Below are 12,925 nucleotides of genomic sequence, written 5' to 3' on the forward strand. Positions count from 1 at the left end.
TGCACTTGGGGGCGCCCTCCGGCCGGGAGGACGCCCCCTTGGGTCAACTGACCGCTACTTGCTGGCTTTCGCGAGCTTGAGTGCGTACGACGGCCACCAGACTCCCGCCCTCGGACCTCCCTTGCACTGGCCGTCGGACTCCCCCGGCCGCTTGACCCACAGATACGCGTCCACCAGCGGGTCCGCCGTCTTCGTCGTCGGATCCTCGCCCAGTGCCCGGCCCGGCGGGTTGCACCAGCGCTCGTTCGGGTTGCCCTCCGTGTAGGGGCCGTTGCCGTTGCGGCTGGAGTCGATGACGAAGTGCTTGTTGCCGACCTTCGCCGAGAGCTGCTTGCCGTAGGCCAGTGAGTCCTGGGTGGAGTAGAAGTTGGACACGTTGACGGCGAAGCCGTCCGCCTGGTCGATGCCGGCCCGCTGCAGGGGCTGGAAGATCTGGTCGGGGTGGCCCCAGCCGGCGTTGCCGGCGTCCAGGTACACCTTCGTGTTCTTCAGGGACTTCAGCTTGGCGACGGCGCCCTTGAGGAGGTCGTAGCGCTCCTCGTGGAACTCGGCCGGGGTGCAGCCGTCCACCAGGTGCAGCAGGGCGTCGGGTTCGAGGACGACCGTGGCCGCTCGGTCGCCGATGCCCTGGGCCACGCCGTCGATCCAGGCACGGTAGGCGTTGCCGTCGGCCGCGCCGCCCTGCGAGTACTGGCCGCAGTCGCGGTGCGGGATGTTGTAGAGGACGAGCAGCGCCGTGCGGTCGGCCTTCTCGGCGGCCTCGGTGAAGCCCTGGGCCTCCTGCTCGGGGTTCTCCGGGCCGATCCACTCCCCGGTCGGCTGCTCGGCGATCTTTCTGATCTGCTCGGAGTCGTCCTTCTTGCCGTCCTTGGCGTAGGTGGCGACCTGCTGGGCCGCGTTCCCGTCCGGGTTCACCCAGAACGGGTCGGCCCCCTTGGGCTGTTGGGCGATCTTCGCGCCCTGGCCGGCGTCGTCCCCTCCGTCACCGGAGGAACATCCCGCGATCAGCAGTACCGCCCCCAGCACCACTGCGGCCCCCCTGCTGCCGTACATCCAACTCCCCCTTGGGTGCACCGTTCCAAGGGTCAATCGTGACATACCCGCCGCGCCGGTCACGAGAGCGCCCGTGCCTTGTCGGAGAGCTGTTACAGCCCGGCACGCCGGGGTAGGTGCGCGCCTGGACAGGGGGTCCGGCTCAGGGGAAGGGGCGGGGGCATGCAGCACAGCACCCGGGAGGTCCGGCTGGCGGCGGCACTGGTGGAGGCGGCCGACACCCTCACCGACGGCTTCGACACCGCGCACTACTTACAACGCCTGTGCGACCACTGCGTGGAGCTGTTACCCGCACGGGCGGCCGGGGTGATGCTGATCGACGGCGGCCGGGCGGTGTCGCTGGCCGGCAGCAGCCGACGGCAGGACGTCGCCCTCGACCTGCTGGCGGCCCAGCACGACGGCGGGCCCTGCCCGGACAGCTACGGCTCCGGCAGACCGGTGCCGCCGGTGTCGATCCGGGCGGCCCACGAGGACGCCCGCTGGCCGCGGTTCACCGAGCGGGCGCTGGCCCATGACATCGCGACGACGTTCGCGGTGCCGCTGCGCCGCCGCGAGACACTGCTCGGTGCGCTCAACGTGTTCGTGCCCGCCGGCGCCGGCCCGGACGACGCCGGGCTGCGGCTGGCCCGGGCGCTGGCCGACGCCGCCGCACTCGGCCTGCACAACCAGCGGGCGTACGCGCAGTACCGCACCCTGGCCGGGCAGTTGCAGGAGGCACTGACCAGCAGGGTGCGCGTCGAACAGGCCAAGGGCATGCTCGCCGAGCGCTGGCAGGTGCCCGCCGACGAGGCCTTCGTCGCCCTGCGCCGGTTCGCGCGACGGCGCCGGCTGCCGCTGGACCGGGTCGCGCGGGACGTCCTGGCGGGCACGCCGGAGACCCGGGAGTTGCGCGGGCCGTCCGGCGAATCCGCGTAGCGTCACGGGTCACCTGCGGGGATGACGCAGAGCCACCGGGAGGGGACTTCACGTCGTCTTCCCCTAGGCCGCGGGCGCCCATCCGTTCTACAGTCGTTGCCACGGCCCCAGCCCCCGGCCGGATGTGCACCCACCGAGGTTTCCGAGCCTCCCGCGTCGGTCGCCGGGTTACTCCCGCAGCCCGAGCGTGCGCGGTCGAGGACCGGCCCGGTCGGCGGCCGCGGGGGGAGCCGGTCGTCGGCCGGGCCAGGTGGTGCCCCCAAGGGCCCGGCTACAGGCCCGTACCCGTGAGATACGCCGAGACGACCACATTGGCGGTGTAGCTGTGGCTGGTTCGGTCGAAGGTGCCGCCGCAGGTGATCAGGCGGAGTTCGGCGCGGCCCGACTGGCGGGAACCGTAGGCCTGTTGGGCGTCGAAGCCGGCGCGAGGCAGGACCCGCACGTCGTCCACGGTGAACTCGGCGACCTTGCCGTCGTCACGGATCACCCGGACCGTCTCGCCGGGCCGCATCGTACTGATCTTGTAGAAGACGGCGGGCCGGGTCTCGGTGTCCACGTGCCCCACCATCACGGCGGTGCCCACCGCGCCGGGCTTCACGCCGCCCGCGTACCAGCCCACCGTGCCCGCCTGGTCGAAGGGCGGCGGATCGACCGCGCCCCGCGCGTCGAGGCCGCGGCCGACGACGGGCGCCTGCACGCCCAGTTCGGGTATGTCGATGCGCTGCGGCAGCGCGTCCGTCAGCGGCTTCACCGCGGGTGGCAGGTCCGCCTCGGCGGGCCGCCCCACCGCCGCCACATCGCCGGTGGTGGGGCCGCCGGATATGCCCATCGGCACGTCTGTCACCTCGCGGCCCCACAGCCACAGCCCGAACAGCAGCGCCACCCAGGCCACCACGGTCATCAGCCGGCCGGTGCCGGCGGGACGATCGGGGTCGGACATCGCGGGCGCGCCTCAGTCCGCGCCGCGGCTCCGGCGGGCGCTGCGCAGCCCGACCGTGACCGCGGCGAGACCCGCGAGGACGAGACCGATGACCGCGTGGGCGGTCCCGGGCAGGGGCACCTGGGCGTCCGCGGAGGCGAAGTGCGCGGTGCCGCCGCCGCCCGCCGGGACCGGGGCGACGGGCGAGGCGGGAGAGTCGGGCGAGGTGGCCGACTGCCCGGCCGTGGACACCGTGATCGTGCCGGTCAGCCGCGTGGCACCACAGGTGATCGTCACGTCGTGCGGGCCCGCCGCGGCCGAGGTGCGGACCCGGCTCTCGCCGGTGAGCGTGCCGCCCGAGCCGGAGAGGGTGAGGTCGCCCGCGAAGGCGTCGGAGACCGCGGTGGCCGTCCGCGCGTCGCAGCCGCCGACCCGCAGCGCGACGGTACCGCCGGGGGCGGGGGACGACGGGGTCACCGAGACATCGGCACCGTCCGCCGCGTGGGCCGCGGGGGTGAACGCGACGGCGGCCAGGAGTCCTGTACAGAGAGTGAGGCGAACTGAGCCCATCGTGAAACCTCCAGACAACAGGAGGCTCCCCCGCGAGCCGGGGCCCCGCATCCTCGACGGGGCCCCTACTGCTCCATCCGGGTCAGAAACGGTTTCAGACGCGGTCGACGAGGTCCGCGATCGAGTCCACGACGTGGGAGGGCCGGAACGGGTAGCGGTCGATGTCGTCGGGCTGGGTGACCCCGGTCAGCACCAGGAAGGTCCGCATCCCGGCCTCCAGGCCCGCGAGGACGTCGGTGTCCATCCGGTCGCCGATCATCGCGGAGGTCTCCGAGTGGGCGCCGATCGCGTTGAGCCCGGCCCGCATCATCAGCGGGTTGGGCTTGCCGACGAAGTACGGCTTCTTGCCGGTCGCGGCGGTGATGAGGGCGGCGACCGAGCCGGTGGCGGGCAGGTCGCCCTCGGTGGAGGGGCCGACGTTGTCGGGGTTGGTGGCGATGAACCGGGCGCCGTCGTTGATCAGACGCACGGCCTTGGTCAGGGCCTCGAAGGAGTAGGTGCGGGTCTCGCCGAGGACCACGAAGTCCGGCTCGTGGTCGGTGAGGATGTAGCCGACGTCGTGCAGGGCGGTGGTCAGGCCCGCCTCGCCGATGACGTACGCGGAGCCGCCGGGCCGCTGGTCGTCCAGGAACTCTGCGGTGGCGAGCGCGGAGGTCCAGATGTTCTCCTCCGGCACGTCCAGGCCCATGCGGCGCAGGCGGGCCTGGAGGTCGCGCGGGGTGTAGATGGAGTTGTTGGTGAGCACCAGGAACGGCCGGCCGGACTCACGCAGCTTCTTCAGGAAGGCGTCGGCACCGGGGATCGGTACCCCCTCATGGATCAGGACACCGTCCATGTCGGTGAGCCACGACTCGATGGGCTTGCGGTCTGCCATGTGCTGCGTCTCCTGGCGTACGTACGGTCATGAGCTGGGGCGCCGGAACCACGCCGTGCCGACGCCCCAGCCTAATCACGACTGCGCGATACGAACCCCGTCGATCACCCAGTACCAGTTGTTGCCGCCGGTGTAGCGGAAACGGACGCGGGCCGTGGTGGCTCCGGCGGGGATCCGGAGGGTGACGTTCGGGCGGTGTAGGTGCGCACGGAGACGGGGGCGGCGGAGACGAGGAACGTACGGCGGGACAGGCTGGGCACGGAGTCCTCCGAGGGAGAGGGGCGGACGTGCATGCGGGCGTGACACCGCCCCCGGTGGTTCCAGGGGCGGTTGGTGCGCTGTCGACGGCCGGACAGCGCCCCAGGGGCGCGGGGCTGTCCTTGATGTGGGGCTACCGCCGCGCGGGCGCGACCGGTCACGACGGCGCGGCACGTACGTACGGCGGGACGGGACCTTCGGGGCGGACGTGCATGCGGGCGTGACACCGCCCCCGGTGGTTCCAGGGGCGGTTGGTGCGCTGTCGACGGCCGGACAGCGTCCCAGGGGCGCGGGGCTGTCCTTGATGTGGGGCTACCGCCGCGCGGGCGCGACCGGTCACGACGGCGCGGCACGTACGTACGGCGGGGCGGAAGGTTGGGCGGCTGAACCCCCGGAGGGCTCAGCTGCCGGTGGCGGACTTCCAGTCCTCGACGTACGTCGTGAGGTTCTTGTCGATGTCGTTCCAGTCCGGCGCGAAGATGTCCACGCCGTCCATCAGCTTGGTCAGCGCGATGGCGTTGGCGTCGACGGCCTTGACGTCCGTACGGGCGCTGAAGCCGCCGCCGATCTCGCTGACCTGCTTCTGGGCCTTCTGGCTGAGCATGTAGTCGAGGAGCTTCTTGCCGTTCTCGCTGTGCGGGGCACCGGTGACCAGGCCACCCGCGTAGGGCAGCGCGAACGTGGTGGGCTTGCCGCCCTCCTTCGCCGGGAACCAGATGCCGAGGCCCGGCATGTCCTTGGACTGGGCGTAGTTCATCTGCACATCGCCGTTGGCGACGAGCAGTTCGCCCTTGTCGACCTTGGGGGCGAGCTTGCCGGTGGAGGCGGACGGGCCGACGTTGTTGGCCTGAAGCTTCTTCAGGTAGGCGAGGGCCGCGTCCTTGCCGCCGAAGTCGTTCATCGCCTTGATCAGGACGGCCGTGCCGTCACCGGCGACACCCGGGGTGGAGTACTGGAGCTTGTTCTTGTACTTGCCGTCCAGCAGCTCCTCCCAGGTCTTCGGCGCCTGCTTCAGCTCCTTCTTGTTGTAGACGAACCCGAAGTAGTTGTTGACGACCGAGGTCCAGGTGCCGTCGACGGCCTTGTCGGCGCCGCTGACCAGCTCGGCGTCCTTCGGCTCGTACTTCTGGAGCAGGCCCTTGCTGTCGGCCTGCTGGATGAACGGCGGGAGGGTGACCAGCACGTCTGCCTGCGGGTTGTTCTTCTCGCGGAGGGCGCGCTGCACCATCTCGCCGGAGCCGCCCTCGACGTACTTGACCTTGATCCCGGTGTCCTTCTGGAAGTCCTTGAAGACCTGGTCGTACCAGCCGTCGCCGTTCTCGCCCTTGAGGCCGTCGGCGCTGTAGACGGTGACGACCTTGTCGTCGGAGGCCGCCGAGGAACCGCCGCAGGCGGACAGCAGCGGGGTGGCCAGGAGGGAGACGGCGATGGCGAGCTTGAGGGTGTTTCTGGGCATGGCGGGATGAACTCCTTGCGGCGAAAGGGGTTTCGAGGCGGGGCGCTTACGGGGTCAGCGGTATGAGGCCTTGGTGCGGACGCGGGAGACAGCGAACAGGGCGATCAGGGTCGCCGCCATCAGGACCACGGCGACGGCGGAGCCGATGAACAGGGCGCCGCGGTCGGTGGCCGCGTAGATCAGGACCGGAAGCGGGGTCCAGTCGGGCGGATAGAGCATCATCGTGGCGCTCAGCTCGCCCATGGACAGGGCGAAGCAGAGGCCGGCGGCGGCGGTGAGCGAGGGCAGCAGGAGCGGCAGCCGCACCCGCCACAGGACGTACGCGGGCCGGGCGCCGAGGGAGGCGGCGGCCTGCTCGTAGGCCGGGTCGAGGCGGACGAGCGCCGCCGACACCGACTGGTGGGCGAAGGCGGTCACCAGGACCGTGTGGGCGAGGATCACGATCCAGCGGGTGCCGTTGAGCAGGATCGGCGGCTGGGAGAAGGCCACCAGCACCGACAGTCCGACCACCACCGAGGGGACGGCGACCGGCAGCACGAACAGGGCGTCGAGGATCCGGCGGTGGCGCTTCTTCAGGGCCGCCGCGGCGAGCGCGGCCCAGGTTCCGACGGCCAGCGCGAACAGGCTCGCGGTGACGGCGGTGACCAGGCTGGTGGTCAGGGCCTGGAGGGCCTCGCCGCGGGTGGCGGCACGGTAGTTGGCCGTCGTCAGGCCCGAGGGCAGGACGCCGGACCAGTGGGTGGCGAAGGAGGCGCCGAGGACGACGAGGAGGGGAAGGGCGAACAGGGGCAGGAACAGGAGGAGGAACACCGCCCAGACGGCCCACTTGGCCTTGCGGTCATGCACCAGCACGACGGCTCACCACCCGGTAGAGGCCGTACAGCCCCACGGAGATCAGGACGTTGACGACGGCGACCACGCAGGCGCCCGGGTAGTCGGACTCCAGGATCGCCTTGCTGTAGACGAGCATCGGCAGGGTCGTGACCCCTTTCGCGCCGGTGAAGAGCACGATCCCGAACTCGTTGAGGCACAGCACCAGGACGAGACTTCCGCCGGCCGCGAGCGCGGGCAGCGCCTCCGGCAGGATCACCTGCCGGATGATGCGGGGCGCGCGGGCGCCGAGCGAACTCGCCGCCTCCAACTGCGCGGTGTCCAGCTGCGAGAACGCGGCGAGCAGCGGCCGCATCACGAACGGCGTGAAGTAGGTGACCTCCGCCAGCAGCACTCCCCAGGGCGTGGTGAGGAACTGGAAGGAACCGATGATGCCGGTGGTGCCGTAGATGAACAGCAGCGCCAGCGTGATGAGGAAGGAGGGGAAGGACAGGTACACGTCGATGAACCGCGCCACCGCCTTCGCCCCGGGAAACGGCACGAACGCGATGACCAGGGCCAGCAGGAACCCGAGCACCAGACATCCGGCGGTGGAGGCCAGGGCCAGCCAGACGGTGGTCCACAGCGCGTGCCGGAACGCTTCGGAGGCGAAGACGTCGGCGTACGGCTGGAAGGCGGTACCGCCGGTGCCGGGCTGGAAGGACTGCTGGACGACCAGAGCGAGGGGGTAGAGGAAGAAGAGGGCGAGGGCGGCTATTGGAGGAAGGGCCCACAGCAGCGCCCCAAAGGGGCGCGGGGAACTGCGCGACCAGCCCCGGACGGCCCGCGCGTTCTGTACGGCCTCAGCCATGGCTCACTCCAGCGGGCAGCAACACCGCATCGTCGGGCGCGAAGTGCAACCTCACCGTGTCCCCGTGAGCAGGGGGGTGCTTGAGTTCACGCAGATCTGCCATGACGCTGTGCCCGTCGACCTCTACGTACAGCCGATGGGTGGCTCCCCGCCACTGGATCTCCCTTACCGTGCCTGCGAGTTGATTGGGACCATCCCCCAGCCCCACAAGATGCGGCCGTACACACAGCGTGGCCCGCGCCCCCGCGACCACCTCCGTCGTGTCGACCTTCAGCTCGGTCCCCGCGAAGGAGACGCCTCCGGCCCCGACGGTCACCGGCAACAGATTCGCCCCGCCCACAAAGGAAGCCGTGAACTCACTCTTCGGCGCCCGATACAGCTCGCGAGGAGTCCCGCACTGCTGAAGCCGCGCCGCGTCCATCACCGCGATCCGGTCGGCCAGCGTCAACGCCTCGACCTGGTCATGGGTGACGTACAGGATGGACACGTCGGGCAACTCCCGGTGCAGCCGCGCAAGTTCGGCCAGCATCCCCGACCGCAGCTGCGCGTCCAGCGCGGACAGCGGCTCGTCCAGCAGCAGCACGTCCGGCCGGATGGCCAGCGCGCGGGCGATCGCCACGCGCTGCTGCTGGCCGCCGGACAGCTCCCGCGGGAACCGGCGTGCGTAGGCCCCCATACCGGTCATCTCCAGCGCCTCGGCGACCCGCCGGCGGATCTCGGACTTGGCGGTCCTGCGGGCCTTGAGCCCGAAGGCCACGTTGTCCTCGACCCGCATGTGCGGGAAGAGCGCGTACTGCTGGACGACCATTCCGATGCCGCGCCGATGGGGCGGCAGGTCCGTCACGTCCCGGTCACCGAGGAACACCCGGCCCGAGGAGGGCCGGACGAACCCGGCGACCGCCCGCAGCGCGGTGGTCTTGCCGGAACCGGACGGTCCGAGCAGGGCCATCACCTCGCCTGGCTCGACGGTGAGGTCGAGGGAGTCGAGGACGACGTTGCCGTCGTAGGCGACCGTGACGGAGTCGAAGCGGATGCCCATCAGCCGCCTCCGTTGAGGAGGGCGGGCAGGTCGGCGACCGAGTCGAGCACGTGGGTGGCGCCGGCGGCACGGAACTCCGTGTCCCCGTGGGCTCCGGTGCGCACACCGGCGACGAGGCCCGCCCCGGCGCGTACGCCGGTCAGCACGTCGTACGACGTGTCGCCGACGACGGCGATCTGCCGTACGTCGTCCGCCGCCCGGGTCTGGAGGAACGCCTCCAGCACCATGTCGGGGAAGGGGCGGCCACGCCCGCCGGCGTCGGCCGGGCACAGGGTCAGCGGCACGAGGTCCCGCCAGCCGAGCGCGTCGAGGATCGCGTTCTGGGTGACGCGGGCGAATCCGGTGGTCAGGACGACGGTACGGCCGCCGGCGGCGAGTTCCTCGATGGCCTCGCGGGCACCCGGGATGGGGGCGACGAGGCCGCCCGCGACGAGGCCGCCGTACGCCTTCTCGAAGGCGGAGTTGGCGCGTCGGGCGAGGTCGTCGTCCCCGAACAGGTGCCGGAAGACGGAGATCTTGGACTCGCCCATGGTGGCGCGGACGTAGTCCAGCTTCTCGGCGTGGTCGGCCGATCCGGCCCGGACGCCGAGTTCGGCGGCGGCCGCCTCGAAGGCTCGCTCGACCAGGCCGCCGTCGGCGACGGTGGTGCCGGCCATGTCGAGGACGACGAGCCGGATGTCGCGGGGGTCGTGGATGTCGTGGGGGTCGCGGGTGTCGCGCATGTCCGTGGTCAACTTCCTCACCAGCCCAGTTCGTTCGCGGTGGTCTCGGCTATCGCGGGCGAGCAGGTCATGCCGCGCCCACCGGGCCCGGTGACCAGCCACACCCCGTCGCTCACCTGCTGGCGGTGCACCACCCGGCTGGTGTCGGTGCACTGTGCGTACACGCCGGCCCAGCGGCGGCGGATCTTCGGCAGCGGGCGGCCGAGGAGGGACTCGACGACCTCGGTGAGGTGGTCGTAGGGGTCCTCGACGGTGTCGAAGGCGAACGGGTGCTCGTACTCGTGGGTGTCGCCGATGGTCAGGCCGCCGTCGGCGCGCTGCACCATGAGCAGCTGCATCTTGTGCTCGGCGGCGGTCCGCGGCTGCGGCTGCCGTGCGTTGAGCTCGTCCAGGGCCGCGGAGCCGTACGCCGGGTAGTACCGGAAGCTGTCCGCGTCCGCGACGGAGGTGGTGAGCGGCTCGCCCAGCGGGGCCGTCTGCATCATCTGCAGCCGTACGCGGCGCACGGGCAGGTCGGGTCCGGCCAGTTCGCGCACCAGACCGCCGAGCCAGGCGCCGGTGCAGAGCACGACCGCGTCGGCGTGGTGCACGTCGCCGTGGTCGTCGCGGACGGCCCCGGCGCCGACCACCTCGCGCACCTCACGGCCGGGCAGGAAGGTGTAGTTCGGGGACTTCAGCAGCTCTTCGCGCAGGGCGAGCTGCGCGGTGCGCGGCTCGACGGCGGCGTCGCGCTCGCAGTACAGGGCGGCGGTGAAGTCGCCGCGCAGCGCGGGGTTGAGGGCGCGCGCCTCGCCGGGGGTCAGCAGCTTGTAACCACGGGCGGCGGCATCCGCACGTGCCACGGCGGCCTCGGCGACGGCGAGTTCGAGGGGGCCGCGCACGGGGGTCAGGGATCCGTTGGCGCGGAACCCGAGGCCGGGCACGCGCCCGCCGATCCCCTCCCAGAGCTCCCGGGCCCGAAGCGCGGTGCCGAGCTCTTCCCCGCCCGCGCGTCCACTGACCCAGATCTGCCCGAAGTTGCGCAGCGAGGCGCCGCGCGCCTCCGCTTCCCGCTCGATCTGCACGACCTGATGGCCGCGTTCCACTGCTTGCCAGGCGTGCATGGTGCCCACCACGCCTGCTCCCACGACTGTCACTCTCACGACGGCAACGCTCCTCGGGATCGGGGAACCGGAAAGGTCCGGATGCCAACGAGAGCGTGAACGAGCCGTCACGTTTGGGCTAGACCCGTTATCTCTTCGTGATATTCGGAGGAGGTGTCGTGCGGGTCGTTCTCAGCCGGTGAGGTGGGCGGGGTCAGCCCGTGAGGTGCACGGTGAAGGAGAAGCGGTCGCCCCGGTACAGGCTTCGCACCCGCTCCAGCGGCTGTCCCTCGGTGTCCCGGGAGACGCGGTGGATCAGCAGCATCGGCAGGGCGGGCGGGGTGCCGATCAGGAGGGCCTCGCGCGGGGTGGCGAGCACGGTCTCGATGCGCTCGTCGGCGTCGCCGAAGGTGATGCCCTGGTCCCGGAGGTAGGCGTAGAAGGAGGAGTCGGGCTCGAACTCGCTGTCGAGGCGCGGGACGCGGGAGGCGGCGACGTACGTGCTCTCCAGGCCGACCCGCTCCTCGTCGGCGAGCAGCACACGCTCCAGGTGCCAGACGGGCTCGCCGCGGGTCAGGCCGGTCTCGGCCGCGAGAGCCTCCGGGCAGGGGAAGCGGTCGAGGCTGACGAGCGTACGGCCGGGGGTGCGCCCCTGGCGCCGGACGCCTTCCGTGTAGCTGGCCAGCGAGAGCGGCTGCTCCAGCTTGGGCCCGGCGACCACGGTCCCCCGCCCCTGCCGCCTCAGCCGCCCCTCCAGCACCAGCTCGCGCACGGCCTGCCGCACGGTCTCGCGGGCGACGTCGTAACGCTCGGACAGATCGCGTTCCGTCGGGATGAAGCTGCCCTCCCCCAGTTCCTCCACCAGTGCGGCGATCCGCGCCTTCACCGCGTAGTACTTGGGGATGCGCCCGTGCTCGGGGATGCCGGAGCGGACGGGGGCGCCGGGGGCCTGGTCGTTCGGGTAGTCCACGCAGGGATCGTCCCAGACGGGGTGATCGTCGCCGCCGCGGACCCGTCCCGGTGATCCGCTCACCGGCGCCGGCGCACCGCCAGGGCGGCGCCGCCGAGGGCGAGCAGACCGCAGGTGAGGGCGAAGGCGCCGTGCCCCAGCCCGAGTCCGGTACGGGCGAGCTCCCAGGCACGGTGGGGCCCGTCGCCGTGCCCACGCCCGCCGCCGTCCTCACCGCCGTCCCCACCGTCCCGGCCACCGTCGCCCCAGCCGCCGTCGCCGTCGCCGTCCCCGTCGGCCTCTTCGACGGACGGGCCGGTGGGAGCGGCGGACGGGTCGGAGCTGTTGCCGTCGGTCGGGGTGGCGGTCGGGTTGCCGGTCGCGGCGCCGGTCGGGGCATCGCTGGGGGCGTCGCTCGGGGCGTCGCTCGTGTCCGAGCCCGTACCGGAGTCGGAGTCGGAGTCACCGGAGCCCGTGGAGTCGGGCACGGGCTCGGTGCCGATCGCGAACCGGTAGGCGTTCGACTCCCCGACCCAGTCCCCGTCCTCCTGATGACGCTGTACGACGGCGGCGTTGGCGGTGACCTGGTCGGGTACGGCGTCGGAGGTGACCGCGAGCCGGACCTTGACGGTGAGCGTCTTGCCGGGCGCCACGCTGAAGCCGCCGAAGCCGTTCCCGTCGAAGGCGCCGACCAGCTCGGCCTCGTCGGTGGTCTCGAAGGTGACGGGGCGGGCCCGCGAACCGTCGTAGAACTCCAGCTTGGCCTGCGCGGGTTTGAGGGACCGCTTGCCGTCGACCAGGACGACGACGGGGTGGACGTCGGCGCAGGTCCGGCCGGTGGTGTTGGTGAGGTCGAGGTACCAGGTGCCGTAGCCGCCGCCGGCCTCGTAGGCGGTCGGTCCGCCGTGGATCCGGGTGGTGAGCGGAAAGGACCGGCCGTCCGAACCGGCGCAGCTGGGATCACCGGCCGCCGCGTTCGCGGAGGACACGGGGACGAGCAGGGCGGCTGCGGTCAGGCAGGGGGATAAAAGCGTGCACAGTCGCATAAACACATGACCATCCCGGCCATGCGCACAGACCGAGCACCACCACTCCGCACACCCCCTCGAACGGAGCCCACGAATTACCTCCGGCGGCCCACGCACGAGGGGGCGGCGGCCGCATGACTGGGCCCGGGCCGCTCAGCCGGTACGGCTCGACCCACACCACTCGGGCCCGAGCACTCAGCCGGAGCCGGGCAGCCGGCGCGGCTCGGCCGTCAGCGCCCTGCCGAAGCCGCTCGGCCCGTTCCACCGAACTCGAACCGCTCGGCCCTCAGCGCTCAGCCAGTGCCGCCCAGCCGGACCCGCTCGACCGGTCCACCTCAGCCGGTGCCACTCGGCCCGAACCGCCCAGCCGGACCTGGCG

General features: G+C 71.9%; 13 protein-coding genes. 1 reads left to right on the top strand and 12 read right to left on the bottom strand.

The window, feature by feature from the left end:
- Window positions 1–54: 54 nt before the first annotated feature.
- Window positions 55–1,053 (bottom strand): glycoside hydrolase family 6 protein, encoded by a 999-nt coding sequence (locus ACWGKT_RS02800; protein ID WP_453272190.1) that lies wholly within the window; start codon window positions 1,051–1,053, stop codon window positions 55–57.
- A 162-nt stretch (window positions 1,054–1,215) separates the two neighbouring features.
- Here ACWGKT_RS02800 and ACWGKT_RS02805 point away from each other — a divergent pair, with 162 nt between their 5' ends.
- The gene (locus ACWGKT_RS02805; protein WP_453272191.1) at window positions 1,216–1,968 is read left to right on the top strand and encodes a GAF and ANTAR domain-containing protein; all 753 of its coding nucleotides are present in this window, start codon (window positions 1,216–1,218) and stop codon (window positions 1,966–1,968) included.
- Window positions 1,969–2,239: 271 nt separating this feature from the next.
- Here ACWGKT_RS02805 and ACWGKT_RS02810 read toward each other — a convergent pair whose 3' ends face one another.
- The 11 genes from ACWGKT_RS02810 to ACWGKT_RS02860 all read right to left on the bottom strand — a co-directional run bounded on the left by ACWGKT_RS02810 (window position 2,240) and on the right by ACWGKT_RS02860 (window position 12,564).
- Window positions 2,240–2,908: a class F sortase gene (locus ACWGKT_RS02810; protein WP_453272192.1), complete on the bottom strand. Its 669-nt coding sequence runs from the start codon at window positions 2,906–2,908 to the stop codon at window positions 2,240–2,242.
- Between the two features lie 12 nt (window positions 2,909–2,920).
- Window positions 2,921–3,457: a hypothetical protein gene (locus ACWGKT_RS02815; RefSeq protein ID WP_356153098.1), complete on the bottom strand. Its 537-nt coding sequence runs from the start codon at window positions 3,455–3,457 to the stop codon at window positions 2,921–2,923.
- A 94-nt stretch (window positions 3,458–3,551) separates the two neighbouring features.
- A complete protein-coding gene (locus tag ACWGKT_RS02820) occupies window positions 3,552–4,331 on the bottom strand; it encodes an HAD-IIA family hydrolase (RefSeq protein ID WP_453272193.1) in 780 nt (259 codons plus the stop codon).
- A 658-nt stretch (window positions 4,332–4,989) separates the two neighbouring features.
- Window positions 4,990–6,045, bottom strand: coding sequence for a 2-aminoethylphosphonate ABC transporter substrate-binding protein (locus tag ACWGKT_RS02825; RefSeq protein ID WP_453272194.1), 1,056 nt, complete (start codon window positions 6,043–6,045; stop codon window positions 4,990–4,992).
- 54 nt (window positions 6,046–6,099) lie between these two features.
- Window positions 6,100–6,897: an ABC transporter permease gene (locus ACWGKT_RS02830; protein WP_453272195.1), complete on the bottom strand. Its 798-nt coding sequence runs from the start codon at window positions 6,895–6,897 to the stop codon at window positions 6,100–6,102.
- On the bottom strand, window positions 6,884–7,726 hold the full coding sequence (locus ACWGKT_RS02835; protein ID WP_453272196.1) for a 2-aminoethylphosphonate ABC transporter permease subunit: 843 nt from the start codon (window positions 7,724–7,726) through the stop codon (window positions 6,884–6,886). The genes ACWGKT_RS02830 and ACWGKT_RS02835 overlap by 14 nt, the downstream gene beginning before the upstream one ends.
- Entirely contained in the window at window positions 7,719–8,765 is a 1,047-nt protein-coding gene (locus tag ACWGKT_RS02840) for an ABC transporter ATP-binding protein (protein ID WP_453272197.1), read from the bottom strand. Before ACWGKT_RS02840 ends, ACWGKT_RS02835 begins: the two co-directional genes overlap by 8 nt.
- The gene (locus tag ACWGKT_RS02845; protein ID WP_453272315.1) at window positions 8,765–9,487 is read right to left on the bottom strand and encodes an HAD family hydrolase; all 723 of its coding nucleotides are present in this window, start codon (window positions 9,485–9,487) and stop codon (window positions 8,765–8,767) included. Before ACWGKT_RS02845 ends, ACWGKT_RS02840 begins: the two co-directional genes overlap by 1 nt.
- A gap of 17 nt (window positions 9,488–9,504) precedes the next feature.
- Complete coding sequence (locus tag ACWGKT_RS02850) at window positions 9,505–10,629, bottom strand: TIGR03364 family FAD-dependent oxidoreductase (protein WP_453272198.1); 1,125 nt, start codon at window positions 10,627–10,629, stop codon at window positions 9,505–9,507.
- Window positions 10,630–10,783: 154 nt separating this feature from the next.
- A complete protein-coding gene (locus ACWGKT_RS02855) occupies window positions 10,784–11,539 on the bottom strand; it encodes a GntR family transcriptional regulator (protein ID WP_453272199.1) in 756 nt (251 codons plus the stop codon).
- A 59-nt stretch (window positions 11,540–11,598) separates the two neighbouring features.
- Window positions 11,599–12,564 carry a PT domain-containing protein gene (locus ACWGKT_RS02860; protein WP_453272200.1) on the bottom strand — a complete coding sequence of 322 codons (966 nt, stop codon included), beginning with the start codon at window positions 12,562–12,564 and terminating at the stop codon, window positions 11,599–11,601.
- Between the last annotated feature and the right edge of the window lie 361 nt (window positions 12,565–12,925).

The organism is Streptomyces sp. NPDC054794, from assembly GCF_053611585.1.